Annotated in this window: 23 protein-coding genes and 1 riboswitch; of the genes, 11 read left to right on the forward strand and 12 right to left on the reverse strand. The window is 73.0% G+C overall.

Annotated features, from left to right (window positions below; genetic code table 11):
- The first annotated feature begins 107 nt into the window (after positions 1-107).
- The 4 genes from A4E84_RS24945 to A4E84_RS24960 are packed head-to-tail and all read left to right on the forward strand — an operon-like array spanning position 108 to position 5,662.
- Entirely contained in the window at positions 108-1,640 is a 1,533-nt protein-coding gene (locus A4E84_RS24945; RefSeq protein WP_062928685.1) for a GMC family oxidoreductase, read from the forward strand.
- A 38-nt stretch (positions 1,641-1,678) separates the two neighbouring features.
- Positions 1,679-2,755 carry a quaternary amine ABC transporter ATP-binding protein gene (locus tag A4E84_RS24950; RefSeq protein WP_062931598.1) on the forward strand — a complete coding sequence of 359 codons (1,077 nt, stop codon included), beginning with the start codon at positions 1,679-1,681 and terminating at the stop codon, positions 2,753-2,755.
- Positions 2,755-4,704, forward strand: a complete 1,950-nt coding sequence (locus A4E84_RS24955; RefSeq protein ID WP_062928686.1) for an ABC transporter permease — start codon at positions 2,755-2,757, stop codon at positions 4,702-4,704. The genes A4E84_RS24950 and A4E84_RS24955 overlap by 1 nt, the downstream gene beginning before the upstream one ends.
- Position 4,705: 1 nt before the next feature.
- Positions 4,706-5,662 carry an ABC transporter substrate-binding protein gene (locus A4E84_RS24960; RefSeq protein WP_062928687.1) on the forward strand — a complete coding sequence of 319 codons (957 nt, stop codon included), beginning with the start codon at positions 4,706-4,708 and terminating at the stop codon, positions 5,660-5,662.
- Between the two features lie 3 nt (positions 5,663-5,665).
- Here the strand turns inward: A4E84_RS24960 and A4E84_RS24965 are convergent, their stop codons facing one another.
- Together A4E84_RS24965 and A4E84_RS24970 are read right to left on the reverse strand one after the other, a co-directional pair.
- Positions 5,666-6,388, reverse strand: a complete 723-nt coding sequence (locus A4E84_RS24965; protein WP_062928688.1) for an isocitrate lyase/PEP mutase family protein — start codon at positions 6,386-6,388, stop codon at positions 5,666-5,668.
- A gap of 17 nt (positions 6,389-6,405) precedes the next feature.
- Entirely contained in the window at positions 6,406-6,915 is a 510-nt protein-coding gene (locus tag A4E84_RS24970) for a carboxymuconolactone decarboxylase family protein (RefSeq protein ID WP_062928689.1), read from the reverse strand.
- Positions 6,916-6,961: 46 nt separating this feature from the next.
- Between A4E84_RS24970 and pdxR the strand changes: the two genes are divergently transcribed.
- Complete coding sequence (gene pdxR / locus A4E84_RS24975) at positions 6,962-8,350, forward strand: MocR-like pyridoxine biosynthesis transcription factor PdxR (RefSeq protein WP_062928690.1); 1,389 nt, start codon at positions 6,962-6,964, stop codon at positions 8,348-8,350.
- 49 nt (positions 8,351-8,399) lie between these two features.
- Positions 8,400-8,867: a carboxymuconolactone decarboxylase family protein gene (locus A4E84_RS24980; protein ID WP_062928691.1), complete on the forward strand. Its 468-nt coding sequence runs from the start codon at positions 8,400-8,402 to the stop codon at positions 8,865-8,867.
- An 80-nt stretch (positions 8,868-8,947) separates the two neighbouring features.
- Here the strand turns inward: A4E84_RS24980 and A4E84_RS24985 are convergent, their stop codons facing one another.
- The 7 genes from A4E84_RS24985 to A4E84_RS25015 all read right to left on the reverse strand — a co-directional run bounded on the left by A4E84_RS24985 (position 8,948) and on the right by A4E84_RS25015 (position 18,506).
- The gene (locus tag A4E84_RS24985) at positions 8,948-9,748 is read right to left on the reverse strand and encodes an aminotransferase class IV (RefSeq protein WP_062931599.1); all 801 of its coding nucleotides are present in this window, start codon (positions 9,746-9,748) and stop codon (positions 8,948-8,950) included.
- A gap of 15 nt (positions 9,749-9,763) precedes the next feature.
- On the reverse strand, positions 9,764-10,942 hold the full coding sequence (locus A4E84_RS24990) for an FAD-dependent oxidoreductase (protein ID WP_062928692.1): 1,179 nt from the start codon (positions 10,940-10,942) through the stop codon (positions 9,764-9,766).
- Entirely contained in the window at positions 10,939-12,498 is a 1,560-nt protein-coding gene (locus tag A4E84_RS24995) for a class I adenylate-forming enzyme family protein (RefSeq protein ID WP_062931601.1), read from the reverse strand. The genes A4E84_RS24990 and A4E84_RS24995 overlap by 4 nt, the downstream gene beginning before the upstream one ends.
- 23 nt (positions 12,499-12,521) lie before the next feature.
- Positions 12,522-14,045 (reverse strand): AMP-binding protein, encoded by a 1,524-nt coding sequence (locus tag A4E84_RS25000; protein WP_062928693.1) that lies wholly within the window; start codon positions 14,043-14,045, stop codon positions 12,522-12,524.
- Positions 14,042-16,939 (reverse strand): aminodeoxychorismate synthase component I, encoded by a 2,898-nt coding sequence (pabB, locus tag A4E84_RS44730; protein ID WP_237304997.1) that lies wholly within the window; start codon positions 16,937-16,939, stop codon positions 14,042-14,044. The genes A4E84_RS25000 and pabB overlap by 4 nt, the downstream gene beginning before the upstream one ends.
- A gap of 30 nt (positions 16,940-16,969) precedes the next feature.
- Positions 16,970-17,548 (reverse strand): antibiotic biosynthesis monooxygenase, encoded by a 579-nt coding sequence (locus A4E84_RS25010; RefSeq protein ID WP_062928694.1) that lies wholly within the window; start codon positions 17,546-17,548, stop codon positions 16,970-16,972.
- A gap of 115 nt (positions 17,549-17,663) precedes the next feature.
- Positions 17,664-18,506 carry a DMT family protein gene (locus tag A4E84_RS25015; RefSeq protein WP_062928695.1) on the reverse strand — a complete coding sequence of 281 codons (843 nt, stop codon included), beginning with the start codon at positions 18,504-18,506 and terminating at the stop codon, positions 17,664-17,666.
- 124 nt (positions 18,507-18,630) lie between these two features.
- Between A4E84_RS25015 and A4E84_RS25020 the strand changes: the two genes are divergently transcribed.
- The 3 genes from A4E84_RS25020 (at position 18,631) to A4E84_RS25030 (ending at position 21,859) form a co-directional block, all read left to right on the forward strand.
- On the forward strand, positions 18,631-18,975 hold the full coding sequence (locus tag A4E84_RS25020; protein WP_062928696.1) for a hypothetical protein: 345 nt from the start codon (positions 18,631-18,633) through the stop codon (positions 18,973-18,975).
- A gap of 15 nt (positions 18,976-18,990) precedes the next feature.
- Positions 18,991-20,172, forward strand: coding sequence for a glutathionylspermidine synthase family protein (locus tag A4E84_RS25025; protein ID WP_062928697.1), 1,182 nt, complete (start codon positions 18,991-18,993; stop codon positions 20,170-20,172).
- A 120-nt stretch (positions 20,173-20,292) separates the two neighbouring features.
- Positions 20,293-20,378, forward strand: a riboswitch (ZMP/ZTP riboswitch).
- The gene (locus tag A4E84_RS25030) at positions 20,360-21,859 is read left to right on the forward strand and encodes a glycine hydroxymethyltransferase (protein WP_079129103.1); all 1,500 of its coding nucleotides are present in this window, start codon (positions 20,360-20,362) and stop codon (positions 21,857-21,859) included. Its footprint overlaps the riboswitch before it by 19 nt.
- 14 nt (positions 21,860-21,873) lie before the next feature.
- Here A4E84_RS25030 and A4E84_RS25035 read toward each other — a convergent pair whose 3' ends face one another.
- Entirely contained in the window at positions 21,874-22,551 is a 678-nt protein-coding gene (locus A4E84_RS25035) for a hypothetical protein (protein ID WP_062931602.1), read from the reverse strand.
- Between the two features lie 191 nt (positions 22,552-22,742).
- Here A4E84_RS25035 and trpS point away from each other — a divergent pair, with 191 nt between their 5' ends.
- Both trpS and A4E84_RS25045 read left to right on the forward strand, forming a co-directional pair.
- On the forward strand, positions 22,743-23,756 hold the full coding sequence (gene trpS, locus A4E84_RS25040; protein ID WP_062931603.1) for a tryptophan--tRNA ligase: 1,014 nt from the start codon (positions 22,743-22,745) through the stop codon (positions 23,754-23,756).
- Positions 23,757-23,895: 139 nt separating this feature from the next.
- Positions 23,896-24,474 (forward strand): 2'-5' RNA ligase family protein, encoded by a 579-nt coding sequence (locus A4E84_RS25045; RefSeq protein ID WP_033311458.1) that lies wholly within the window; start codon positions 23,896-23,898, stop codon positions 24,472-24,474.
- A 13-nt stretch (positions 24,475-24,487) separates the two neighbouring features.
- Here the strand turns inward: A4E84_RS25045 and A4E84_RS25050 are convergent, their stop codons facing one another.
- Together A4E84_RS25050 and A4E84_RS25055 are read right to left on the reverse strand one after the other, a co-directional pair.
- Positions 24,488-25,243: a decaprenylphospho-beta-D-erythro-pentofuranosid-2-ulose 2-reductase gene (locus A4E84_RS25050; protein ID WP_033311457.1), complete on the reverse strand. Its 756-nt coding sequence runs from the start codon at positions 25,241-25,243 to the stop codon at positions 24,488-24,490.
- Between the two features lie 19 nt (positions 25,244-25,262).
- Complete coding sequence (locus A4E84_RS25055; RefSeq protein WP_062931604.1) at positions 25,263-26,645, reverse strand: FAD-binding oxidoreductase; 1,383 nt, start codon at positions 26,643-26,645, stop codon at positions 25,263-25,265.
- Positions 26,646-26,683: the final 38 nt, after the last annotated feature.

A 26,683-nucleotide genomic window follows, 5' to 3' on the forward strand; every position in this document is an offset into this window, starting at 1 on the left:
CCCCGCCGGGCCGCCGACCCCTCATCCCGGGCTGACCCCCACACCCCGGGCTGAACGTCCCCGGCCCCCGAGCCCGTTCACTTCATCCCCACTGGAGCAAGTACGCCATGTCCCACACCAGCCATGAGTACGACTATGTCGTGATAGGCGGCGGAACCGCAGGTTCCGTGATCGCCTCCCGCCTGACCGAGAACCCGGACGTCACCGTCGCCGTCATCGAGGGCGGCCCCAGTGACGTCGGCCGTGACGACGTACTGACCCTGCGCCGCTGGATGGGCCTGCTCGGCGGTGAACTCGACTACGACTACCCCACCACCGAACAGCCACGCGGAAACTCGCATATCCGGCACAGCCGGGCCCGCGTCCTGGGCGGCTGCTCCTCGCACAACACCCTGATCGCCTTCAAGCCGCTGCCCGCCGACTGGGACGAGTGGGAGGAGGCCGGCGCCAAGGGCTGGGGCGCGGTGCAGATGGAGGCGTACTTCGCCCGGCTGCTCAACAACATCGTCCCGGTCGACGAGAAGGACCGGAACGCCATCGCCCGCGACTTCGTCGACGCGGCCCAGGAGGCCCTGGGTGTGCCGCGCGTCGACGGCTTCAACAAGAAGCCGTTCACCGAGGGCGTCGGCTTCTTCGACCTCGCCTACCACCCCGAGAACAACAAGCGGTCCTCGGCGTCGGTGGCGTACCTCCACCCGGTGATGGACGAGCGGCCCAACCTGACGATCCTGCTGGAGACCTGGGCGTACAAGCTCCAGCTCGAAGGCAACCGCGCCGAGGGCGTGCACGTGCGCACCAAGGACGGCGAGGAGATCCTCGTCAAGGCGCGGCGCGAGGTCCTGCTGTGCGCCGGCGCCGTCGACTCGCCCCGGCTGCTGATGCACTCCGGCATCGGCCCCAAGGCCGACCTGGAGAAGCTCGGCATACCCGTCACGCACGACCTGCCGGGCGTCGGCGAGAACCTGCTCGACCACCCCGAGTCCGTCATCGTCTGGGAGACCAACGGCCCCATCCCGGAGAACTCCGCGATGGACTCCGACGCGGGCCTGTTCGTGCGCCGCGACCCCGAACTGGCGCACCCCGACCTGATGTTCCACTTCTACCAGATCCCGTTCACGGACAACCCGGAGCGACTGGGCTACCAGCGGCCGGAGTTCGGCGTCTCCATGACCCCGAACATCCCCAAGCCGAAGAGCCGCGGCCGGCTGTACCTGACCAGCGCCGACCCCGAGGTCAAGCCCGCCCTGGACTTCCGCTACTTCACCGACGAGGACGACTACGACGGCAGGACCCTCGTCGACGGCATCAAGATCGCCCGCGAGATCGCCAAGACCGACCCCCTGGCCGGCTGGCTCAAGCGCGAGGTGGCCCCCGGCCCGGACGTCACCGGTGACGAGGAGCTCGGCGAGTACGCCCGCAAGGTCGCGCACACCGTCTACCACCCCGCCGGCACCTGCAAGATGGGCGCCGCCGACGACCGGCAGGCCGTCGTCGACCCCGAGCTGCGCGTCCGCGGCCTGGAGAGCATCCGCATCGCCGACGCCTCCGTGTTCCCCACGATGACCACCGTCAACCCGATGATCGGAGTGCTCATGGTCGGGGAGAAAGCCGCCGAGCTGATCGGTGGTGGTGACCGGTGACCGAGATCCCGACCCTCGAACCCCCCACGGAGCAGACCATGGACACGGACACCACTCCCGTCTTCTCGGTGGAGGGCCTCTGGAAGGTGTTCGGCCCCAAGGCCGACCGCGTTCCCGCCGACCCCGAGCTCACCGCCCTCGACCCCGCCGAGCTGCGCTCTCGCACCGGCTGCACCGCCGCCGTGCGGGACGTCAGCTTCGACGTGCGCAAGGGCGAGGTCTTCGTCGTCATGGGCCTGTCCGGCTCCGGCAAGTCCACGCTGGTGCGTTGTCTGACCCGGCTCATCGAGCCGACGGCCGGCACCATCGCCATCGACGGCGAGGACGTCCGCGCCATGGACCGCTCCAGGCTGCGCGAACTGCGCCGCCACCGCGCCGCGATGGTCTTCCAGCACTTCGGCCTGCTGCCGCACCGCACCGTCCTCGACAACGTCGCCTACGGCCTGGAGATCCAGGGCATGGGCAAGGCCCAGCGGCGCGAGCGGGCCGCCGAGGTCGTCGCCAAGGTCGGCCTCGAAGGCATGGAGCACCGCCGCCCCGGCCAGCTCTCCGGCGGCCAGCAGCAGCGCGTCGGCCTGGCCCGCGCGCTCGCCGTCGACCCCGAGGTCCTGCTGTTCGACGAGCCGTTCAGCGCGCTCGACCCGCTGATCCGGCGCGACATGCAGGAGGAGGTGATCCGGCTGCACCACGAGGAGGGCCGCACGATGGTCTTCATCACCCACGACCTCCAGGAGGCCCTCAAGCTGGGCGACCGCATCGCCCTGATGCGCGACGGCCGGGTCGTCCAGCTCGGCACGCCCGAGGAGATCGTGGGCGCGCCCGCCGACGACTACGTCCGCGAGTTCGTCCGGGACGTCCCCCGCGAGCAGGTCCTCACCGTCCGTACGGCCATGCGCCGCCCCTCGGCCGACCAGGACGGCAGCGGACCGGCGGTGCGCCCCGACGCGACGGTCTCCGAGGCGATCGAGGCGGTCGCCCGCGCCGGCGCTCCGGCCCGGGTCGTCGACAAGGGCCGGTGCGTGGGCGTGGTCGACTCCGACACGCTCCTCGGCATCGTCGCCGGGACGGAGCAGCCCGCTCCACCCGGGACGGAGCAGCCCAAGGAGGCGGTGTGATGGCGACCATCACCGCGTCCCCGCCGCGTGTCGGCCTGCCCGCCCTCCTCAAGCACCGCGCCGTCCACAAGCTGCTCCTGCTCGCCCTCGCCGCCGCGATCCTCGTGCCGCTGGCCAACGCCCGCTGGGCGAGCGGCACCTGGCCGAGCGCGCTGACCGTCGACTTCTCCGAACCGCTCGCCAAGGCCAGCGACTGGATCATCGACAACCGCGACAGCCACCCGCTGTTCCTCTACTTCTTCGGCCACGTCAGCAACGTCGTCGTCATCGCCGTACGGGCCGTCTACCTCACCCTCCTGGCCGTCGGCTGGGCGGGCGTCACGGCCCTGGGCGCGCTGGTCGCCTGGCGTGTGGCAGGCGTGAAGCTGGCGCTCGGCACGGCCGCCGCGTTCCTCGCCTGCGGGCTGCTCGGCATGTGGGTGCCGACCATGCAGACCCTCGCCCTGATGGTCGTCGCGGTCCTCGCCTCGGTCGCCGTGGGTGTGCTGCTCGGACTCGCCGCCGGGCTGTCCGACCGGGCGGACCGCGTGCTGCGCCCGGTCCTGGACACCATGCAGGTGCTGCCCGCCTTCGCCTACCTGCTGCCGGTCGTGCTGGTCTTCGGCATCGGCGTCCCGGCGGCCGTCCTGGCCACCGTCATCTACGCCGCCCCGCCCATGGCCCGCCTGACCTCCCTCGGGCTGCGCGGCGCCGACACGGAGGTGCTGGAGGCCGTCGAGTCGCTCGGCTCCACGGCACGCCAGCGCCTGCTGACCGCCCGCATCCCGCTGGCCCGCAAGGAACTCCTCCTCGGCCTCAACCAGACGATCATGATGGCGCTGTCCATGGCCGTCATCGCGGCCGTCATCGGCGCCGGCGGTCTCGGCGACCGCGTCTACCAGGCCCTTGCCTCGGTCGACGTCGGTGCCGCGCTCGCCGCCGGCATCCCGATCGTGCTGCTGGCCGTCGTCCTCGACCGCGTCACCGGCGCGGCGGGGGAGAAGCTCGGCGCCGAACCCGAACCCCACAGCGGCCGTGGCTGGCTCATCGCGCTCGCCGGCGTCGTCGCCGTGGCGGTCGCCGGGCGGCTCGTGGGCCGCCTCGACTGGCCCGACTCCTGGGTCGTCGCCATCGCCGAGCCCGTCAACCGCGCCGTCGACTGGATGACCGCGCACCTGTACTCGGGCGTCCCCGTCATCGGCGGCACCGCCGACTGGGCGGGCCACTTCACCACCTGGGTGCTCGACCCGATGCGCGACAGCCTCCAGGCGCTGCCCTGGTGGGGGGTCCTGCTGATCGTCGCCGCCCTGGCCTGGGTCATCGGCACCTGGCGCACCGCGCTCACCGCCGTCCTCGCCATGGCCGCGATCGGCGTCCTCGGCGTCTGGAAGCCGTCCCTGGACACCCTCTCCCAGGTCCTCGCGGCCGTCGCCGTCACCCTCGTCGTCGGGTTCGCCGTCGGCATCGCCGCGGCCCGCAGCGACCGCCTGGAGCGGGCGCTGCGCCCGGTCCTCGACGTGTTCCAGACGATGCCGCAGTTCGTGTACCTGATCCCGGTCGTCGCCCTGTTCGGCGTCGGCCGCGCCCCGGCCGTCGCCGCCGCGATCGTCTACGCGCTGCCGGCCGTCGTCCGCATCACCACCCAGGGCCTGCGCCAGGTCGACCCGGCCGCTCTGGAGGCGTCCGGCTCGCTCGGCGCGACCAGCTGGCAGCAGCTGCGGCAGGTGCAGCTCCCGCTGGCCCGCCCGGCGCTGCTGCTCGCCGTCAACCAGGGCCTCGTGCTGGTCCTCGCCGTCGTCGTCATCGGCGGCCTGGTCGGCGGTGGCGCCCTCGGCTACGACGTCGTCTTCGGCCTCGCCCAGGGCGACCTGGCGACCGGTCTGGTGGCCGGTGCGGCGATCGTCTGCCTCGGCCTGATGCTCGACCGGGTGACCCAGCCCACCGAACGCCGTGCGAAGAAGGGAGCCTGACATGCGGATCCGCACGACCGCCGCGATCGCCGCGGTGAGCTCCCTGGCGCTGCTCACCGGCTGCGGCGCCGCCGACATGACCAAGCAGGCCTCGCCTTTCGCCAACGCGCAGGGCGCCAAGACCGTGACCCTGTCCGTGCAGTCCTGGGTGGGCGCACAGTCCAACGTGGCCGTCGCCCAGTACATCCTGGAGCACGAGCTGGGCTACCGCGTCGACACCGTCCAGGTCGACGAGGTGCCCGCCTGGGACGCCCTCAGCCAGGGCCGCGTCGACGCGCTCCTGGAGGACTGGGGCCACCCCGAGCAGGAACAGCGGTACGTCAAGGACAAGAAGACGATCGCGCCCGGCGGCGACCTCGGCGTCACCGGCCACATCGGCTGGTACGTCCCGACGTACTTCGCCAAGAAGCACCCGGACGTCACCAACTGGAAGAACCTCAACAAGTACGCCGATCAGTTCCGCACCCCGGAGAGCGGCAGCAAGGGCCAGCTGATGGACGGTTCGCCGTCCTACGTCACCAACGACAAGGCGCTGGTGAAGAACCTGAAGCTGGACTACAAGGTGGTGTTCGCCGGGTCCGAGGCCGCGCAGATCACGCAGATGCGGCAGTTCGCCAAGGAGAAGAAGCCCTTCCTCACCTACTGGTACACGCCGCAGTGGCTGTTCAAGAAGGTCCCGATGACCGAGGTGAAGCTGCCGCCCTACAAGGAGGGCTGCGACGCCGACCCGGAGAAGGTCGCCTGCGCCTACCCGCACACGCCGCTGCAGAAGTACCTCAACGCCGACTTCGCGAAGAGCGGCGGCAAGGCGGCGGCCTTCCTGAAGAAGTTCAAGTGGACGACCGAGGACCAGAACGAGGTCTCCCTGATGATCGCCGACCAGAAGATGACGCCGGAGGACGCGGCGAAGAAGTGGGTGGACAGCCACAAGTCCACGTGGAAGAAGTGGCTGTCCTGACGTTCACCGCACCAACAGGCCGGCGATCTCCCGCAGGGCCCGGGCGGCCCGCCGCTGGAGTCCCGGCCCGAAGGTGATCCGGGTGGCCCCTCGCGCGCCGAGTTCGGCGGGTGAGGGGCCACCGTCGACCGGCGCCCCCACGTTGACCGGCCCCTGGATGCCGGCCCGCAGCAGCGGCAGGATCTCCGGCGGGGCCCCGATCGGGTACACGCAGTCGGCCCCGGCGGCGACGTACAACGCGGCCCGCTCGATGGCCGGGCCGGGATCGTCGACACCGCGGGAGAAGGTGTCGATGCGGGCGTTGACGAACAGCCGGTCACCGGCCGCCTCCCGCACCTCGGCCAGCCAGTCGGCGTGGGCCCGCGGTTCCTTGAGCACCCCGCCCTCGGAGTCCTCCAGGTTGCAGCCGACCACCCCCGCCTCCAGCAGCCGCTCCACGAGCTCCTTCGGAGCGAGCCCGTAGCCGCCCTCCACGTCCGCGGAGACGGGCACGTCGACGGCCCGGGCGATCCGGGCGACCGCCGCGAACATCTCGTCGGCCGGGACCTGCCCGTCCTCGTAGCCGAGCGAGGCGGCGACCCCGGCGCTGGGCGTGGCGAGCGCGGGGAACCCGGACTCGGCGAACACCCGCGCACTGGCCGCGTCCCACGGCCCGGGCAGCACGAGCGGATCGCCGGGCGTCCGGTGGTGGTGCAGGGCGCGGAACACACCGGCCTTGCCCGTCATACGCCCCCTCCCGGTCGTCACTTGTGCTGCCCCGGCTCGTAGTGCCCCGGCGCCATACGGCAGGTCACCCCGAACCGGTTCCAGGCGTTGATGACCGTGATCGCGGCGATGACCTGCGCCAGCTCGGCCTCCTCGAAGTGCTTCGCGGCGTTGTCGTAGACCTCGTCCGGTACGAAGCCGTCCGTCAGCACGGTCACCGCCTCCGTCAGCTCCAGTGCCGCGATCTCCTTCGCGGTGTAGAAGTGCCGCGACTCGTCCCAGGCGCTGAGCTGCACGATCCGCTCGACGCTCTCGCCCGCCGCCAGGGCGTCCTTGGTGTGCATGTCGATGCAGAACGCGCAGTGGTTGATCTGGGAGGCGCGGATCTTCACCAGCTCGTACAGCTTGTGGTCGAGGCCCTTCCGGGCGGCGGTCTCCAGCCGGACCATCGCCTTGTAGACCTCGGGCGCGTGCTTGGCCCACTCCAGGCGGGCGGGCTGCTCGGGGGCGTACTCCACGGTCGTCGGGGTGTCGGTGTGCGTCGTCATGCCCTCGACCCTAGAGGGAAGCAGCCCAGGAGTATGGTCCATTTCCATGGCGGAACCTTGGGCCACTCTGGGCATCGACCTGCATGTGGAGCCGGCCGGGCCGGGCCTGCGACGGGGGCTGACCGACGCCCTGCGCGAGGCGGTGCGCTCCGGCCGGCTGGCCCCGGACACCCGGCTGCCCTCCTCCCGCACGCTCGCCGCCGACCTGGGCATCGCCCGCAACACCGTCGCCGACGCCTACGCCGACCTGGTCGCCGAGGGCTGGCTCACCGCCCGGCAGGGCTCGGGCACCCGGGTCGCCGCGCGCGAGGTCGTCCCGCCGTCCGGCACGGCACCCCCCCCCCGCGCGCCCCCCCGCCCGGCCTACGACCTGCGCCCCGGCAGTCCCGACCTCGCGTCCTTCCCGCGCACGGCATGGCTCAAGGCCGCCCGCCGCGCCCTCACCGCCGCCCCGCACCACGCCCTCGACTACGGCGACCCCCGCGGCCGCCCCGAGCTGCGGGTCGCGCTCGCCGGGTACCTCTCCCGGGCCCGGGGCGTGCGCACCGGCCCCGAACGGATCGTGGTGTGCGCCGGGTTCGCGCACGGCCTGAAGCTGCTCGGCACGGCCCTGCGGGCGCGCGGAGCACGGACGGTCGCGGTCGAGTCGTACGGTCTCGACGTCCACTGGCGGATCCTGGCCGCCTCCGGCCTGGACACCGCCCCGCTGCCCTTCGACCGCCTGGGCACCGACCCGGGCGCCCTGTCCGAAGCCGACGCACTGCTGCTCACCCCCGCCCACCAGTTCCCCATGGGCGTGCCCCTGCACCGCGACCGCCGCACGGCTGTCGTGGACTGGGCGCGGCGCACCGGCGGGCTCGTGCTGGAGGACGACTACGACGGGGAGTTCCGCTACGACCGGCAGCCCGTCGGCGCGCTCCAGGGCCTGGACCCCGATCGGGTGGTCCATCTGGGCACCGCGAGCAAGTCCCTCGCGCCCGGCCTGCGGCTGGCCTGGATGGTGCTGCCGCCGCGCCTCGCCGAGGAGGTCGCCGCGGCGAAGGGCGGCGTCGACACCTGCGGGGTGCTGGACCAGCTGACCCTGGCCGAGTTCCTCACCTCCGGCGCCTACGACCGGCACCTGCGCGCGACCCGCCTGCGCTACCGGCGCCGCAGGGACGCCCTGGTCGCCGCCGTCACGGCCCGGGCCCCCCAGGCCCGCATCACCGGCATCGCGGCCGGTCTGCACGTCCTGCTGCGCCTGCCGCCGGGCACCGAACAGTCGGTGGTCCAGGCGGCGAACTGGCGGGGCCTCGCGCTCCACGGACTCGCCCGCTACACCCACCCCGCCGCGCCGGCCGAGCCCGTCGACGCCCTGGTCGTCGGCTACGGCACACCACCGGACCACGCCTGGTCGGGGGCGCTGGACGCGCTGTCCGCGGTACTGCCCGGATAATCACTCGAATTCACCCTCGGAAATTCCGTCCGGCGGATATGGTCACCTCATGAGTGAAAACCTTTCCCCCTCCCGCGTGGCCCTGAAGAAAATCACCCCCGACGTCTCCGCGGCCATGGGCTCCCTGCACGCCGCCGCCGTTTCCGCCGCCCAGGAGGCAAAGCTCGAACCGGAACTGCTGGAATTGGTCAGGATCCGCGCCTCGCAGATCAACGGCTGCGCGTTCTGCCTCGACCTGCACACCAGGGACGCCCGCGGACGGGGAGAGACCGAGCAGCGCATCCACACCCTGAACGCCTGGCGGGAGGCGCCCTTCTTCACCGAACGCGAGCGTGCGGCCCTGGCGTTGACCGAGGCGGTGACGCTCGTCCACGACGGCCGCGTCCCGGACGCCGTCTACGCCGAGGCGGCCGGGGTCTTCGACGAGAACCAGATCGCGGCCCTCATCTGGGCAGCCACCGTCATCAACGCCTACAACCGGATTGCGATAGCCACGCGCATGGTCCCGAAAAGCTGAAAACGCTCCCGAACAACTGAAAAGTGCAACGGAAAAGGCGCCGGGTCGCATTCGACCCGGCGTCGCTCTCTGCCCGCAATTCATTCGGCCGGCAGCGGCTCCATGGCGCTGTCCAGCCAGGTGCGCCATTCCCCGGCCCGGTCCGCCGGCGGCACCCGCATCGGCCGTCCGACCCAGCCCGTGACGGGCCGGATCCCGTGCAGCGCGTTCACCAGCCACACCTCACGGCCGTCCAGCTCCGCCACGGTCCGCTCGCGGTGCGCGATCCGCACCCCGGAGCGCAGCGCCCGCTCCTGCACCAGCGCGGCCGTCACACTCGGCAGGACGGGCAGCCGCGGCGGGGGCAGGCACAGGGTGTCGTCCTCCCACCACAGGACACCGGCCGTGGCCGACTCCAGGACCGTGCCCGAGCGGGCGATCAGCACCGCCTCCTCGGCGCCCTCGCCCCTGGCCCGGCGGCGCACCCGGGCCAGGGTGTCGAGGTCCGGGCCCTTGCGCCGGGGCACCGTCCGCGGATCGGACTGGCCCGCCGCCCACAGGCGCACCCCCGTACCCAGCGGCGGAGCGGGCCGCAGCAGCAGCCGCAGCTCCAGGGAGCCCGCCGCGAGTTCCACCCGGGGGAACCACTCCCCGGCTCTCGGCAGGGCCGCGGTCACGTCCTGCCAGAACGCCGTGAGCCGGCGCGATCGAGGTCCGCCGCAGTCACCGCAGGACCGCGAGAACCGCTCCCGGTGCCGGGCGTAGGCCCGCACCCGGCCCTCGCGCAGCAGCCAGGAGTCCGCGACGAGCAGCCGCCCCCCGGCCGTCCCCTCCGGGGCCGGGGCCAGGCCACGGCCGGGCGTCCAGGCCCACAGGCCCTCCGCCACCGCCGGTCCAGTCACCATGGGGTCCTCTTCTCAGTACTTGCGGCCCGCGACGGCGGGCGCCCCGTGCCGGGGCCCGTACGGCGCGTGCTCCAACCAGGATCCACACCACGGCAGCACCGGCGCCAGGGCCGCCGCGGCCCGCTGCCTGACCCGGACGATCCGGCGGTGCGGCCGCAGATGGTCCAGGGCCGTGCCGGCGGCGGCCATGTTGAACAGGCCCGCCGCGCGCCGCACCTCCGCGAAGTCCGCGACCGCCTCCGCGGTCCCGGCGGCGATCGCCCCGGCGGCGGCCGCCGCGTCCGCGATCCCGCTGTTCATGCCGCGCGCCCCGAACGGCGGGAAGAGATGCGCCGCCTCACCGGCCAGCAGCACCCGCCCGTGCGGATCGGTGAACGAGGCAGCCACCTTGCGCAGGAAGCGGTACGTCGACACCCACAGGATCCGGTCGCCGTAGCCGTCCCCGACGATCCCCGGCAGCCAGCGGCGTACGGCCGCCTCGGTGCCGAACTCCTCCGGCCGGTCGTCGTCGCGGCACTGGAGGTCGATCTGGAAGCCCCCGGTGAACGGCACCCGCATCACACTGCGCCCGCCCGCCCCGGGATGCTCGTAGTGGAAGACCCGCTCCAACGGCAGCTCGCCGCCCGGCACGTCGGCGACGTCCACGACGACGTGGAAGCCCTCGCCGCGGGTGCCCTCCAGCTCGATGCCCAGCTCGCGCCGGACCGCGGAGCGGGCCCCGTCGGCGGCGACGACGTGGGAAGCGCTCCACTGCCGCCCGTCCGCTCCCGTCAGCCGGACCCCGCTTCCCGTGCTGCGCACGCCCGTCACCCGGGCGCCCCACTCGAAGTCCACCCCGGCCCGCCCACAGGCCGTGCGCAGAAAGCGTTCGGTGTCCGTCTGGCGCAGGCTCGTGAAGGGCGGCGGGCCGGACGGGAGCGGAAAGGTCCGGGCGTAGACCTCACGCCCCCGGTAGAGGGTGCGCCTGGTGTGCCAGGTCCGCCCGTACGCCGTGATCTCGGCGGCGAGGCCGGGCAGCATCGCGTCCAGCAGGCCGAGGGTCTCCCGGTGCACGAACAGGGCCCGGCTGCCGGGCCGTTCACGGTCCTCCGGGTCGGCCTCCAGCACGGTGACGGGCAGGCCGTGGGCGCGCAGCGCGAGGGCCGCCGACAGGCCCACCGGGCCGGCCCCCACGACCACGACCGGGGTCACGCCCCGACGCCTTCGCCGAGCATCCGGGCGATCTCCACCCGCTTCACCTTCCAGGTCGCCGTCATCGGCAGCTCCTCGAACCGCCACTGCCGGGGCTCGGCCATCGCCGGCAGCCCGGCCGTGGCCCGCCGCCAGCGCTCCGGATCCAGGGGCCGCTCGCCGCGCACGCACACCACCGGCACCGGCTCACGGTCCGCCCCCGGCACGATCACGACCTCGCGCAGCTCCTCCAGCCGGGACATCAGCGTGTCCTCGACCTCCAGGTTGCTGTGCACGGCGTCGATCCGGTCGATCTCCCGGTCGATCAGGTACAGCGCGCCGAGACGGTCGCGGTAGCCCAGGTCGCCCATCTCCCACCAGCCGTCGGTGAGCTGACGGTCGTAGCGGTCCGGCATGCCGAGGTAGGTGAGGATGCGGCCACGGGTGCGTGCCTCGATACGGCCCGGGGTGCCGGGCGCGACCCGCCGGCCCTCGGCGTCGGTCACCCGCACCCGGGTGAAGCCGGGTATCCCGAACCCGACCCGGCGGCCGTCCGCCCGGGCCGCACTGCGCCGGGTCACCACCTGGAACGCCACCGGGCCCGTCTCGCTCTGCCCGTACAGCTGGACCAGCCAGGGCGTCCGGCGCCGCGACGCGTCCAGCAGCCGCCGCACGGTCCGCGGATGGATCGCATCGAACGTCGAGCCGTACGACCGGACCCGGGACAGCGGCGCCCCGGGCGCACCGGCCAACTCCTCCCACAGCACGAACGTGTTGGGATGCGTCTCCACGATGCCGGGCCGGTGCCGGACCAGCAGCGGGCCGACCGAGGCCGGGTCCGGGTCGGTGATCAGCACGAGCGGGCTGCCGAAGTGCAGCAGCACGCCGAGCAGGTGGTAGAAGCGCGAGTGCACGAACGACATGTGCAGTGCGGCGGTCTCGCCCCGGGTGAGCCGGCCCATCGCCTGCTGCGGCACGAGCCGGTTCCACATGGTCCGCGCGCAGTGCACGGCCAGTTTGGGGACGCCGGTGGTGCCCGAGCTGTGGGTGATCAGGGCGGGTTCACGGGGGTGGAGCCGGACCGGCGGGGGCGGTTCGGCGCCGGTGTACCGCGACAAGGGCTCGGCACGGGGCGCGTCGTCCACGGACAGCGTCCGCCGCACGAGCCCGGACAGGGCGACGCCCTTCAGACCGTCCAGCGTCGCGCCGTCGGTGATCAGCCAGGGCCGGCGCAGCCGTCCGAGGAGCTGCCCGGCCACCTCCGGGGCCAGCGCGGGCGACAGCAGCACGGGCACGGCACCGATACGGGAGACGGCACAGGTCAGCAGCATGATGTCGACGTTGTCCGCCTTGTGCACGGCAACCTGCTCCGAGGGCCGCACCCCGGCCTCCCACAGCCGGCCGGACAACTCCTCGGCCACCTCGGCCAGCACGGTGTAGTTCAGGTCGGTGCCGAGGGCGGGGGCGACGTCGAGCGGCCGGTCGAGGGTGACGAAGACCGCTCCGTGCCGGTCGGCCGCACGCCGGAAGAGCGGCCCCAGGTAGAAGCCGCGGTCCGCGAGCAGGGGCTGTCGCATGGGGTCGTTCCTCTCCGTGGTGTTCACCAGGCGCCCTTGCGCACCAGATGGCGGCGCAGCTTCCCGGTCGGGGTGCGGGGCAGCGACGGGACGAAGCTGACGCTGCGGGGGACCTTGAACGCGGCGAGACTCATCCGCGCCAGGCCGGTCAACTCCTCGGCCAGACCCTCCCGGACGGGCGGGACGGGGACCACGAAGGCCCGCAGCCGGCTCGCGCCGCGCCCGTCGGGAACGGCGGCGACCGCCACCTCCCGCACGGCCGGATGGGAACGCAGCACGGCCTCCACCTCCAGCGGGGAGACGGTGATGCCGCCGACCATCTCCATGTCGTCGGCGCGGCCCAGGTGCCGGTAGGTGCCGTCCGGTTCGCGGCAGGCCCGGTCCCGCGTGGCCAGCCAGCCGCCCACCAGGGTCCGGGCGGTCTCCTCGGGCCGGTTGAGGTAGCCGGGCGTCACCGTTGGCCCGCGCACCCACATCTCGCCCTCGTCGCCGTCCGGCACCGGGTGGCCGTCGCGGTCGCGCAGCTCCACCTCGAAGCCGGGGACGGGCGGGCCGACGGTGCCCGGGTGGTTGTGGCCGAAGCCGTTGGCGCAGAAGGCGTGACCGGCCTCGGTGGAGCCGATCTGCTCCAGCACCGGCGCGCCCAGCAGCGCGGTCACCTGCGTGGCCAGCCCTTCCGGCAGCCCCTCGCCGGCCGACACCGCGGCCCGCACCGAGGCGAAGCATCCCTCGTGCCCGTTGCCCCGTTCGGCGACCAGCGCGGCGTACGCGGACGGCACGGAGTACAGCAGCGTCACCCGGTGCCGGGCGACGAGCTCGTCGAGGGTGGCCGGGCCGGGACGCCGGTCCACCAGCACGGCGGACGAGCCGGAGAACAGCGGGAAGACGAACGCGTTGCCGAACCCGTAGGCGAAGAACAGCTTCGACACCGACAGGGTGACGTCCTCCGCGGTGATCCGCAGCACCCGCCGCCCGATCAGGTCGTGGTACGTCCGTGGATCGCCGTGCGTGTGCACAACGCCCTTGGGCCGGCCCGTGGTGCCGGAGGTGTACTGCACGTACAGCGGGGTGTGCGCGTCGACCTGGTGGGCGGGAGCGCGCGCGGCGGTGGGGGCGAGGGCCATCAGCTGGTCGGCGCCGAGGCCCGTCCGGCCGGCGAACCGCTCCTCCAGGCCCGGCCCCGTCACGCACAGCACGGCGTCGGTGTCCTCGGCCAGGAACGCGTGGTCGGCCGCGGGGAGTTCGGGGTTGACCGGCACCGCCACGGCACCGAGGCGGGCAGTGGCGAGGAACGCCGTCACCCAGGCCACGGAGTCCGGCAGCGCGAGCAGCACCCGGTCGCCGGGGCGCACCCCGAGGCCGGCCAGCACGGTCGCCGCGCGGGCGGCGAGGTCGTGCACCTCACAGTGGGTCCAGGCCCGGTGCCCCTGGTGGAAGGCGGTCCGTCCGCTCCACCCGCGCCGCTCGGCGAGTTCCGCCAGGTGGGCCGCGAGATTCCCGGGCGCCTCGGCCTCCGCCGGGCTCGGCATGACCTGTGGACTGGTCATCGTCTGACCTCCCCCGCGGCCCCGGCCCGCTGCCCGGGCGGACCCTCCTGCCGCGACCGGCCGGCCCTGTGCTGCTGGAGGGCGCGCATCGGGGCCGCCGTCTTCAGCAGCATCTCCTCGTACTCGGCGTCCGGATCGGAGCCGAGCACGATGGCGCCGCCCGCACCCAGGTGCGTCACGCCGTCGGCGAAGACGGCGGTCCGGATCACGATGCTCAGGTCCGCACCGCCACCGCAGCCGAAGTAGCCGAGGGCGCCGGAGTAGACGCCACGTGCCTCGGTCTCCAGCGTGTCGATGATCTCCAGCGTGCGCAGCTTCGGTGCGCCGGTCATCGACCCGCCCGGGAAGCAGGCCCGCACGCAGTCCACCGCGTCCGTGCCCTCCCGCAGCTTGCCCTGCACGGTGGAGACCAGTTGGTGCACGGTGGCATAGGTCTCCGTGGCCATCAGCTTGGAGACCCGCACGGTGCCGGTCCGGCAGACCTGCCCCAGGTCGTTGCGGAGCAGGTCCACGATCATCAGGTTCTCGGCCCGGGTCTTGGCGTCCGAGGCGAGCGCGTCCCGCAGCCGGGCGTCCTCCTCCGGCCCGTCGCCCCGGGGCGCGGTGCCCTTGATGGGCCGGGCCTCGGCGGTGCCGTCCCGGCCGATCCGCAGGAACCGCTCGGGCGAGGAACCGGCCACCTCCAGCTCCCCGAACCTCAGGAACGCCGCGTACGGGGCCGGGTTGTCGCGGCGCAGCGTCCGGTAGAACTCCAGCGGGTCGGGCGGAGCGGGCAGCCGGGCGGCGTTCGTGAGGCAGACCTCGTAGCTGGTGCCGGACCGCAGCGCCTGCCGGCACGCCTCGATGTCCGCGAGGTACGTCGCCCGGTCGCGCACCAGCCAGGGCTCGGCTGCGCCGGGGTCGGCCGGGGCCGGCGGTCCGGGCGGCGACGGGCGTTCCGTCGCCACGCAGGAGAGGCCGGCCAGCACGCCCTCCAGCCAGTCGGCGGCCTCCCGCGCGGCCTGCGGGGTGTCCTCCGCCAGGCAGACGGCGTAGGTGAAGCCCTCCTCGTGGTCCACCGCGATCACCCGGTCGGCGAACAGCCACGCGGCGTCCGGGGTGGGGGAGTCGTGCCGGTTGGCCGACCCGCAGTCGGCCTTCATCTCGTAGCCGAAGTAGCCGACGTAGCCGCCGGTGAAGTCGAACGGCAGCCCGGTGGCGTCCACCCGGCGGTTGGTCAACTGCCGCTTGAGGTAATCGAAGACACTCGCCCCCACCCGCCGCAGGGGCCGCCCCGCCCGCTGGATCTCACACCGCCCGGCACCGACGTCGTACCGCACGAACTCGGCGAGCGGCCCCTGGTCGTCCCCCAGGAACGAGAACCGCGACCGCCCCGGCTCCACCAGCGAACTGTCCAGCCAGAAGCTCCGCGGCGACCCGGCGAACATCCGGCTGAAGACCGCCTCGGCGTCAACAGCACCGCTGACCCTCCGGGTGTGCAGCCGATACCCGACCCGATCGGGCCGACGGGGCCGGGGGACGGCAACGGAGTCCGGTGCGACCTCGGCGGGCGTCTTCCGTCCCCGGGCGGCCGGTGCGGCGGACGCGCCCGTGGCCGGGGCACCGGCAGCCGGGGTGGTGACCACGGATGCTCCCTGCCCGGGGACCGACGCGGCCCCACCGGACGCCGGGCCCTCACCGGAGACGGCCCCGCCGGGCGCCAGGGCGAGAGGGCCGGACGGGACAGCCCCAGGGCATATCCCCGGCCCTGCGGCTGGGGCGGCCGCGCCGGGTGCTGGAGCTGTCGGGTTGGATGAGGCGGCCTCGGATTGAGGGCGGGGCCCTGCAGCCGGGACGGGGGCGGTCCCGGGGTCTGTTCCCGGCTCCGCAGCCGGGACGTCTTCGCCGGGTGCCGCCGCGGCCCGGGGGGATGCCGCGGCCTCGGGGCGTGGCCCGGCTCCGGTTGCCGGGGCGGGTGCGGCAGCCTCGGGGCCTGCCCCTGGCCCTGCTGCGGGGGCGGCCGCGCCGGGCGTATGAGCAACCGGGGCTGACGCCACGGCCTCGGGGCGGAGCCCGACCCCCGCCGGCGGAGTCGGCTTGCTCGACGGCGTGGTCTCGCCGAGCCCCGCCACCCCGCCGCCGGGCGGGTTGGCCCTCGCCCGGGTGACGGCGGCGACCTGGAAGACGGCCGCGGCCACCGGGCGACGCAGGCCGCCGAGGCCGAGAAGACCCCCCGGAGAGCGCCGGGCCCCCGCGTCGCACTCCGGGACGACGACCCGCCGCCGGACCTGCTCGTGCGCGGGCACGGCCGTGTTCTTCGTGCGCAGCTTGCCCGCCCGCTCAGCGGTGAGGTTGCGGAAGTTCACGAGCATGCGGTGCCCGTACTCCGTGAGGACCGACTCCGGATGGAACTGCACTCCCCACAGCGGCCGGCTGCGGTGCCGTAGCCCCATCAGGACGCCGTCCTCCGCCCAGGCCGTGGCCTGAAGCGTCTCCGGCAACGGCTCGCGCACGGCCAGCGAGTGGTAGCGGACGGCGGCGAAGTGCTGCGGCAGACCGTGGAACAGGTCCCGGCCGTCATGCCGGACCGTGGACAGATGCCCGTGCCGCGGCTCCGGAGCGGGCCCCACCAGCCCGGCCTCCCCGAGCGCGATCCCCTGATGCCCCAGACACACACCGAGCACCGGAACCGGGGAGGTCGCGAGCAGCCTGCTGCCGATACCGAAATCACGCGCCTCGCCCGGATGCCCGGGCCCGGGGGACACCACGAGGTTGTCGAACGCCCGGAGATCGGGAAGACCGTCGACGGGAGCGTCGTTCCGGACGACCACCGGCTCCTCGCCGTTGACCTCGGCGATCAGCTGGAACAGGTTGTACGTGTACGAGTCGTAATTGTCGATGAGCAGGGTCTTCACCCGCCCACCTCCCTCTGTTCGTTCGCGGGCCTATACGGCCCGGCGTTTGTGCCGCCCGCGCAGTGCCTGGAGCGACGGGTACAGCCATTTCCGGAAGAAACGCTGGAGCCGCGGCATGAGAATCCAGGTGACAAGGGCCGTTACACACAGACACAACAACAGCGTGCGAAAAAGTGCATTGAGGTCACCGAGATAGGGAAGCACCGTCAGATTGAACAGGAGCACCGGCGGGAAAACCGCGCTCATATTCACGAACCACAGTTTCCATTTCGACGGCGGAGCCGGTGGCGGGGGAGTCAGTGTCTGCGCGTCGAACCAGGCCCGGGCGCCGGGAACCCGCCTGCGCTCCGCCTCCTGGGCGATGCCCGCCAGCCGGGCGTCCCATTGTTCCCGGGAGGGTGATTTCTCCCAGGCCAGGGCCATACCCTCGCTGGCGAAGCGATAGACGACATGCCACTCCGCCCCTCCGTCGACAAGTACCCCACCCCCCATGAATCCCGGCTGCCGCGCGGTCGCGCCCAGCATCGCCCACCCCCACGAGTGAAAGTCGGCTGCTCGGCCCGGCGTCACGCGATAGGCCACGGTGACCGTGACGGGATTACTGGTCACGCCGTCCCATACGGAAAGCGCTCACCGCGCGTTCAAGATTCAACAAAGAATTTTCCGGTTGTCTGCGAGGTCACCCGAAGGTGAAGAATCCCCGCAGGTCGGAAAGCGCATCCGCTCAACTCGGCGTGACCGCACTCTCCTCCGCCTGCACCGGCGCTTCCCCGAACCGCGACAACGCCAGGGCCCCCGCCACCGCCACCGCGAAACCGAGGATCGCCAGCCACCCCAGCCCCGGCCGCGTACGGTCCCCGAGCCACACCACGCCGATCAGCGCGGGCGCGACCGTCTCCCCCAGCACCAGACCGGCCGTCGCCGTGGTCACCGACCCGCGCTGCAGGGCCGAGGTCAGCAGCAGGAACGCCGCCCCGCCGCCGAGCAGCAGCGCGTACGTCGCCGGATCGGGGAACAGCTCACCGGGTGAGAACCCGTCGATCAAGCGCACCGACACCTCCACCACCCCGAACCCGAGCCCCGCCCCCAGCCCGAGCGTCAGCGCCCGCCCCCGCTCCGGCAGCCGCCCGGCCACCGCCCCGAGCAGCAGCACCCCGGCCGCCGCCCCGAGCATCGCCCACTTCAGCCAGGCCGGCCCCTCGTCGCCCTCCGCCCCGGAGGCCAGCCCCAGCAGTGCGAGCCCGGCACACACCACCGCCACCGCCGCCCACTCGACGCGGCTCAGCCGCACCTTGAGCAGCCGCGCGGCGACCACGGCCGTCACCGCGAGGCTCGCCGCCAGCGCCGCCCCCACGGCGTAGATCGGCACCGACCGCAGCGCGAGGATCTGCAGCACGAAACCGAGCCCGTCCAGCGCGAGCCCGGCGAGGTAGCGCCACTGCCGCACCGCCCGCCACAGCAGTGCCACGTCCCCGCTGGGCCCGGTCGCCGCCGCCGACCGCGCGGCGATCGCCTGCAGCACGGTCGCCGTACCGAAGCAGACCGCCGCGCCGAGGGCACACACCATTCCAAAGATCACAAATCGACAGTAGGGGAGCTCCCGGGGACGGGGGGCCATGCGGGGCCGTTCACACCGATCTCTAGGCTGACCGTCTGTCAGTGCACACGGGGAGATGCGGGGAGACACGCACATGGCTGAAACACGGCGACGGTTGCGTTCGAGCACGGTGGTGCTGGGCGGCATGGGCGTCCTGGCGGCGGCCCTGTCCGCGTGCGGCTCGGACCCCGACCGCCGCTGTGTGGACCGGGACAGCTACGACTACATCAACGGCTACAAGATCGTCGCCGACAAGAACTGCTCGTCCGGCACGTCCTCCTCCGGCAAGGGCAAGAAGACCGGCAAGACGAAGGTCAGCGACGCCGACTGGTACTACGACGCCGACGTCAGCGGCGGCTGGGCCGACGACGGCACCTTCAGCCGTGACGAGGCCGTCGACCGGGGCGGCTTCGGCTGCTCCGGCAGCGGCGGCGGCTGACGGGCGGACTCAGCGATGGAACGCCGCACCATGGAGCCCCGCCCCGGCTGGCAGCAGACCGTCGAGGAACAGGGCCTGATCTACCCCCTGACCCGCTACCCCGACGACTCCCTGCGCCCCTACTGGGACGAGAGCGCGTACTACGTCTTCTCCCTGGAGGAGATCGAGGCCCTGGAGGAGGTGGTCGAGGACCTCCACCGCATGTGCCTGGCGGCGGCCGGCCACATCGTCACCGAGGACCGCTTCGCCGACCTGGGCATCACCGACCCCCGGGTCGCCCGCAGGGTCGCCGAGGCCTGGCACCGCCGAGCCGAACTCCCCTCCGTCTACGGCCGCTTCGACCTCCGCTACGACGGCACCGGTCCGGCCAAGCTCCTGGAGTACAACGCCGACACCCCCACCTCACTGGTCGAGGCCGCGTCCCCCCAGTGGTTCTGGATGGAGGACCGTTTCCCCGGCGCCGACCAGTGGAACTCCCTGCACGAGCGCCTCATCGACGCCTGGAAGAAGCAGGCCGCCCTCCTCCCGCCGGGCAGCCCCCTCTACTTCGCGTACTCCTCCGCCGACGAACTCGGCGAGGACATGATGACGGTCGCCTACCTCAAGGAGACCGCCGAACAGGCAGGCCTGGCCACCGACTGGATCGCCATGGAGGAGATCGGCTGGGACCGCCTCTCCAGCCGCTTCGTCGACAACCGCCTCCGCTTCATCCGCAGCGTCTTCAAGCTCTACCCCTGGGAATGGCTCACCACCGACCGCTTCGCGGAGCACGTCCTGGACACCCTCGACAACGGCGGCGGCACCGGCTCCACCCTGTGGATCGAGCCGGCCTGGAAGATGCTCCTCAGCAACAAGGCACTCCTGGCGATCCTCTGGGAGCTCTACCCCGACCACCCGAACCTCCTCCCCGCGTACCTGGACGGCCCCCGCGGCCTGTCCACCCCGGGCTGGGTGGCCAAGCCCCTCCTGGGCCGAGAGGGCGCGGGCGTCACGATCCACGAACCCGGCTCCACGCCGACCCTCCGCGACGAACCCTGCGTCTACCAGCAACTGGCCCCCCTGCCCGACTTCGACGGCAACCGCGTGGTCCTGGGCACCTGGGTGGTGGAGAACGAGTCGGCGGGCCTGGGCATCAGAGAGTCGTCGGGCCTGATAACGGACGAATACGCGAGGTTCCTGCCCCACGTGATCCTTTAGGCAGGGGGCGGGGCTCGGACACCCAGGGGCGCGGGGCTGTGTCCATATGCGGCTCCGCCGCGTGGGCGCGTCAAGCCACGTACCACCCGCACTCGGCACCGAAGGGCACCCGGTAGGCTGACCGAGGGCCGTGACTGGCGCGCTGGGATGGACAAACCATCGGGGAGCGGCCCGAGCAGAGAGAGCCGTGCGCCTGGGCCGTACCGTGAACGCTGAACGCAACGTCCGGAGGTCCACCATGTCAGCCGAGCCCCTCTCCACCGCTTCCACCGCCTACCGCGCCGCCCTCGACGTGATCCGCGCCGTCGAGCCCCGCGTGGCGGACGCCATCGGCCAGGAGGTCGCCGACCAGCGCGAGATGCTCAAGCTGATCGCGTCGGAGAACTACGCCTCCCCGGCCACGCTGCTGGCGATGGGCAACTGGTTCAGCGACAAGTACGCCGAGGGCACCATCGGCCGCCGCTTCTACGCCGGCTGCCGCAACGTCGACACCGTCGAGTCCCTCGCCGCCGAGCACGCCAAGGAGCTCTTCGGAGCCCGCCACGCCTACGTCCAGCCGCACTCCGGCATCGACGCCAACCTGGTCGCCTTCTGGGCCGTCCTCGGCGCCCGGGTCGAGGTGCCCTTCCTGGAGAAGACCGGCGCCCGCCAGATCAACGACCTGACCGACGCCGACTGGGCCGAGCTGCGCCAGGCCTTCGGCAACCAGCGCATGCTCGGCATGTCCCTGGACGCCGGCGGCCACCTCACCCACGGCTTCCGCCCGAACATCTCCGGCAAGATGTTCGACCAGCGCTCCTACGGCACCGACCCGGCCACGGGCCTCATCGACTACGAGGCGCTGCGCACCTCCGCCCGCGAGTTCAAGCCGCTGATCATCGTCGCCGGCTACTCCGCCTACCCCCGTCTGGTGAACTTCCGCATCATGCGGGAGATCGCCGACGAGGTCGGCGCGACGCTCATGGTCGACATGGCGCACTTCGCCGGCCTGGTCGCGGGCAAGGTCCTCACCGGCGACTTCGACCCGGTCCCGCACGCCCAGATCGTGACGACGACCACCCACAAGTCGCTGCGCGGCCCACGCGGCGGCATGGTCCTGTGCGACGACTCGCTGAAGGACCAGGTCGACCGCGGCTGCCCGATGGTCCTCGGCGGCCCGCTCCCGCACGTGATGGCCGCCAAGGCGGTCGCGCTGGCCGAGGCCCGGCAGCCGTCCTTCCAGGACTACGCCCAGCGCATCGTCGACAACTCCCGCGCCCTCGCCGAAGGCCTGATGCGCCGCGGCGCCACCCTCGTGACCGGCGGCACGGACAACCACCTGAACCTGATCGACGTCGCCTCCTCCTACGGCCTCACCGGCCGCCAGGCCGAGGCCGCCCTGCTGGAGTCGGGCATCGTCACCAACCGCAACGCCATCCCCGCCGACCCCAACGGCGCCTGGTACACCTCCGGCATCCGTATCGGCACCCCCGCCCTGACCACCCGTGGCCTGGGCACCGCCGAGATGGACGAGGTCGCCGGCCTCATCGACCGCGTCCTCGCCACCACGGAGCCGGGCACGACCAAGTCGGGCGCCCCCTCCAAGGCGGCCCACGTCCTCGACGCGAAGGTGGCCGACGAGATCTCTCAGCGCGCCACCGACCTCGTGGCCGGTTTCCCGCTCTACCCGGAGATCGACCTGGGCTGACGCCCCCCGGCCCGTCACTCGTCCAGGTCGATCAGCACCTGACGCGGCTCCTCCCGCGGCGGCCCGGCTTCCCGCCGGGCCGCCGCGCGGCGTATCAGCAGCGTGCCGCCCGCACCGGCCGCGAGGCCCAGCGCCCCTGCCGTCACCGCCCACCGGACGCCACTCCGCGCCGGACCGTCCGGGTCCGCGGCGGCGGCCGGGCTCGCGAGGGGTCCGCCCTCCGCCTCACCGAGCAGCCGGGCCAGGTCGAACCGCTCGAAGACGGACCGCGGCGCCCGGTGCCAGCGGATGTCGTCGTCCTCCACGGTGGGGCTGGGGTCCGAGCGCACCCAGGGCGTGCCGTCCTCGGCCACCAGCAGCTGGTCCTGCCGCTCGACGGCCACGTCCCCGCCCGGCGGCCGGTTCGTGCTCGGCCAACCGCCGACCCCGGACCGCCCCCAGAGCACCGTGAGCCGCACCTGCGGGAAGTCCCCCTCCGCCCAGTCGTCCGGCACCCGCTCCGTCTCCGTGTGCGTGGGCTGCAGCAGCTGCCACAGCCGGGCGAAGTCGCGCTGCCCCGAGCGCACCGCCGCAGTCCGCCCCGTCGCGCCCGCGACGACCATCGCCACGTCGGGCACGTCCCGCCCCCGCGCCGGGAGCGCCACGGCGGCCGGCACCGCCGCGCACCCGGCGACAGCGCCCGCCACCGCCATCACCAGCACGCCCCGCCCCACCCCGCCTCGTGCCTGCAAGGGATCCCCCTCCCCGTCCGCAGCGCCCCGAGCGCGGCCGGGGGCACCCCCTCCCGCGCCTCACCCCTTGTTACACCGCCGGAGCCGAACGGGATCCCGTCTGTTTCCGGCCCGTTCCGGATCGGCCCCCGGGACCTGAGAGAATGGTGAGCATGGCCTCTGACCGACCTCGCGTGCTCTCCGGGATCCAGCCCACCGCCGGCTCGTTCCACCTCGGCAACTACCTCGGCGCCGTCCGCCAGTGGGTGGCCCTCCAGGAGACCCACGACGCGTTCTACATGGTCGTCGACCTGCACGCGATCACCATCCCGCAGGACCCGAAGGACCTGCGGGCGAACACGCGCCTGGCCGCGGCCCAGCTCCTCGCGGCGGGTCTCGACCCGGACCGCTGCACGCTCTTCGTGCAGAGCCACGTCCCCGAGCACGCCCAGCTCGCCTGGATCATGAACTGCCTCACCGGCTTCGGCGAGGCCGGCCGGATGACCCAGTTCAAGGACAAGTCCGCCAAGCAGGGCGCCGAGCGCGCCTCGGTCGGCCTGTTCACGTACCCGATCCTCCAGGTCGCGGACATCCTGCTCTACCAGGCCCACGAGGTCCCGGTCGGCGAGGACCAGCGCCAGCACATCGAGCTCACCCGCGACCTCGCCACGCGCTTCAACGGCCGTTTCGGCGAGACCTTCACGCTCCCGAAGCCGTACATCCTCAAGGAGACGGCGAAGATCTACGACCTCCAGGACCCGTCGATCAAGATGAGCAAGTCGGCGTCCACGCCGAAGGGCCTCATCAACCTCCTCGACGAACCCAAGGCCACGGCCAAGAAGGTCAAGAGCGCCGTCACCGACACCGACACGGTGATCCGCTACGACGCCGGGGACAAGCCGGGCGTCAGCAACCTCCTCACGATCTACTCGACCCTCACCGGCGAGAGCATCGGCGAGCTGGAGGAGAAGTACACCGGCAAGATGTACGGCGCGCTCAAGACGGACCTCGCCGAGATCATGGTCGACTTCGTGACGCCGTTCCGGGAGCGCACCCAGCAGTACCTGGACGACCCCGAGACGCTCGACTCGATCCTGGCCAAGGGCGCCGAGAAGGCCCGCGCGGTCGCCGCGGAGACCCTCGCGCAGGCGTACGACAAGGTCGGCTTCCTGCCCGCCAAGCACTGAACCCGCCCCAGCGCACAGCCGTACCACCGAACAGCGCTGTACATCACTCCGGTTGCGCCTGCCCGTAACCCGGTCGTGGCCGTACAGTCGATAACCGGGTGGTCGTATCAGCGGCCACACTGACACGACAGGAGACGACGTGGGGACCGTAACGATCGGTGTCTCGATCGCGGTCCCGGAGCCTCACGGCAGCGAGCTCCAGCAGCTGCGCGCGGGCTTCGGCGACGCCGCCGCTCACGGCATCCCCACACACGTCACCCTGCTGCCGCCGACAGAGATCGACGAGGCCTCCCTGCCGGCCGTCGAGGCGCATCTGGCCGAGGTCGCCGCCGCCGGCCGCGCCTTCCCCATGCGGCTGTCCGGCACCGGCACCTTCCGGCCCCTGTCGCCGGTGGTCTTCGTCCAGGTCGTCGCGGGCGCGGAGGCCTGCACGCTGCTCCAGCAGCAGGTCCGCGACCCCGCCGGGCCGGTCAACCGCGAACTGCAGTTCCCCTACCACCCGCACGTCACCGTGGCGCACGGCATCGACGACGCGGCCATGGACCGCGCCTTCGAGGAACTCGCCGGCTACGAGGCCGAGTGGCCCTGCACCGGCTTCGCCCTCTACGAACAGGGCGCCGACGGCGTCTGGCGCAAGCTCCGCGAGTTCCCCTTCGGCGGCTCGGTGGTCCCCCCGCAGGCCGGGCGGGTGGAGCGCGGCTCCGTCCCCATCCGCTGACCCGCCCGCGGGGTCAGACCGGCAGCCGCCGGAACACCCCGCGCGGCAGGTGCCGCAGCGCCGCCATCACCACGCGCAGCGTCCCCGGCACCCACACCGTCTCCGAGCGGCGCCGCAGCCCCAGCTCCACGGCCGACGCGACCGCCTCGGGCGTGGTGGCGAGCGGCGCCTCGGGCAGACCGGCGGTCATCCGCGTCCGGACGAAGCCGGGGCGTACGACCATGACGTGCACGCCCGTGCCGTGCAGCGCGTCGCCCAGGCCCTGCGCGAAGGCGTCGAGGCCGGCCTTGCTGGAGCCGTAGATGAAGTTCGCGCGGCGGGCCCGCTCGCCCGCGACGGAGGACATCACGACGAGCGAGCCGTGCCCCTGGGACTGGAGCGAGCGGGCGCACACCAGCCCTGCCGAGACCGCGCCGGTGTAGTTGGTCTGCGCGACCCGCACCGCCGCCTCCGGCTCCCGCTCGTCGCGGGCCTGGTCGCCGAGCAGCCCGAAGGCGAGCAGCACCATGTCGACGTCGCCCTCGGCGAAGACCTTGCCGAGCACGGCCTCGTGGGAGCCGGGGTCGAGCGCGTCGAAGGCGACGGTGTGCACGTCGGCGCCGAGCCCGCGCAGCTGCCCCGCTGCCTCTTCCAGGGCGGGGGAGGGGCGGCCGGCCAGCCAGACCGTACGGGTGCGGCGGGCGATCAGCCGGCGGGCGGTCGCCAGCGCGATCTCCGACGTACCGCCGAGGACGAGCAGGGACTGGGGGAGACCGAAGGCGTCCTTCATGACAGCTCCTAGAGGTTGCTCACAGACTGAGGCGGCGGGCCAGGTCGGACACGAACACCCCGCGCGGGTCGAGCCGGGCGCGCAGTTCGCGGAAGTCGTCGAGGCGGGGGTACATGGCCGCGAGCAGGTCCGGGCGCAGCCGGGCGTCCTTGGCGAGGTAGACGCGCCCGCCCGCGGCGGCGACCTCCTCGTCCAGTTCGTCGAGGAACGCGCCGAGGCCGGGCAGGCCGGCCGGGATGTCCAGGGCCAGCGTCCAGCCCGGCACGGGGAAGGACAGCCAGCCCGGGTCGGACTCCCCGAAGCGCTTGAGGACGGCCAGGAAGGACGGGCAGCGGCGTTCGGAGATGCGGCGCACGATGCGGCGCAGGGCGTCCTCGCGGCCGTGGCCGACGACGAACTGGTACTGCACGAAGCCGCCGCGGCCGTAGACGCGGTTCCAGTCGGGCACGCCGTCCAGGGGGTGGAAGAAGGCGGAGATGCGCTGGAGTTGACCGGTGCGGGCGTGGGGGGCCTTGCGGTACCACAGCTCGTTGAACAGGCCCACGGTCGTCCGGCTGAGCAGGCCGTCGGGGAGGATCGCGGGGGTGGCCGGGAGGCGGGGGGTGCGAAAGACGAGCGGGTCGCGGCGCAGGCGTGCGGGGAGCGCGTCCAGCGGCGCGTGGTCGCCCCGGGTGAGGACCGCGCGGCCGGTGGCGGCGCCCCGGGCCAGCAGGTCGATCCAGGCGACCGAGTAGCGGTAGCGGTGGTCGGTGGCCGCGAGCCGGGCCATCAGGTCGTCGAGGTCCGTCGCCCGCTCGGTGTCGACCGACATCAGCGAGGTCTCGACCGGCTGGAGCCGGATCGTCGCGGTGAGGATCACACCGGTCAGGCCCATGCCGCCGGCCGTGGCGTCGAAGAGCGGCGAGCCGGGGATGACCGTGCGGATCTCGCCGTCCGCGGTGAGCAGTTCGAGGGCGAGCACGTGCCGCGCGAAGGAGCCCGAGACGTGGTGGTTCTTGCCGTGGATGTCGGCACCGATCGCCCCGCCCACCGTGACGTAGCGGGTGCCGGGGGTGACCGGTACGAACCAGCCGAGCGGCAGCAGCACCTCCATCAGCCGGTGGAGGGAGACGCCCGCGTCGCACAGCACGGTGCCGCCGTCGGCGTCGATCGCGTGCACCCGGTCCAGCGCCGTCATGTCGAGCACGGACCCGCCCGCGTTCTGCGCCGCGTCCCCGTACGCCCGCCCCAGGCCCCGGGGGATCCCGCCGCGGGCCCCGCAGTCCAGGACGGCGGCCGCGGCCTCCTCGTACGTGCGCGGGCGGATCAGCCAGGCGGCGGTGGGGGCGGTGCGACCCCAGCCCGTGACGGTGGTGTGGTCCAGGCCCATGACGTCCGGGTCGAAATCGGTCTCGGCAGACATGTCCGTGACCGTATCGTCCAAGTGTGAGCGATTAGTTC

Source organism: Streptomyces qaidamensis, assembly GCF_001611795.1.
Classification (GTDB): Bacteria; Actinomycetota; Actinomycetes; order Streptomycetales; family Streptomycetaceae; genus Streptomyces; species Streptomyces qaidamensis.

Bases quoted from the DNA above. Each gene is read 5' to 3' on its own strand.
- A4E84_RS24945 (WP_062928685.1), top strand. From the start codon at position 108: ATGTCCCACACCAGCCATGAGTACGACTATGTCGTGATAGGCGGCGGA.
- A4E84_RS24950 (WP_062931598.1), top strand. From the start codon at position 1,679: ATGGACACGGACACCACTCCCGTCTTCTCGGTGGAGGGCCTCTGGAAG.
- A4E84_RS24955 (WP_062928686.1), top strand. From the start codon at position 2,755: ATGGCGACCATCACCGCGTCCCCGCCGCGTGTCGGCCTGCCCGCCCTC.
- A4E84_RS24960 (WP_062928687.1), top strand. From the start codon at position 4,706: ATGCGGATCCGCACGACCGCCGCGATCGCCGCGGTGAGCTCCCTGGCG.
- A4E84_RS24965 (WP_062928688.1), bottom strand. From the start codon at position 6,388: ATGACGGGCAAGGCCGGTGTGTTCCGCGCCCTGCACCACCACCGGACG.
- A4E84_RS24970 (WP_062928689.1), bottom strand. From the start codon at position 6,915: ATGACGACGCACACCGACACCCCGACGACCGTGGAGTACGCCCCCGAG.
- pdxR (WP_062928690.1), top strand. From the start codon at position 6,962: ATGGCGGAACCTTGGGCCACTCTGGGCATCGACCTGCATGTGGAGCCG.
- A4E84_RS24980 (WP_062928691.1), top strand. From the start codon at position 8,400: ATGAGTGAAAACCTTTCCCCCTCCCGCGTGGCCCTGAAGAAAATCACC.
- A4E84_RS24995 (WP_062931601.1), bottom strand. From the start codon at position 12,498: ATGCGACAGCCCCTGCTCGCGGACCGCGGCTTCTACCTGGGGCCGCTC.
- A4E84_RS25000 (WP_062928693.1), bottom strand. From the start codon at position 14,045: ATGACCAGTCCACAGGTCATGCCGAGCCCGGCGGAGGCCGAGGCGCCC.
- A4E84_RS25015 (WP_062928695.1), bottom strand. From the start codon at position 18,506: ATGGTGTGTGCCCTCGGCGCGGCGGTCTGCTTCGGTACGGCGACCGTG.
- A4E84_RS25020 (WP_062928696.1), top strand. From the start codon at position 18,631: ATGGCTGAAACACGGCGACGGTTGCGTTCGAGCACGGTGGTGCTGGGC.
- A4E84_RS25025 (WP_062928697.1), top strand. From the start codon at position 18,991: ATGGAACGCCGCACCATGGAGCCCCGCCCCGGCTGGCAGCAGACCGTC.
- A4E84_RS25035 (WP_062931602.1), bottom strand. From the start codon at position 22,551: ATGGCGGTGGCGGGCGCTGTCGCCGGGTGCGCGGCGGTGCCGGCCGCC.
- trpS (WP_062931603.1), top strand. From the start codon at position 22,743: ATGGCCTCTGACCGACCTCGCGTGCTCTCCGGGATCCAGCCCACCGCC.
- A4E84_RS25050 (WP_033311457.1), bottom strand. From the start codon at position 25,243: ATGAAGGACGCCTTCGGTCTCCCCCAGTCCCTGCTCGTCCTCGGCGGT.
- A4E84_RS25055 (WP_062931604.1), bottom strand. From the start codon at position 26,645: ATGTCTGCCGAGACCGATTTCGACCCGGACGTCATGGGCCTGGACCAC.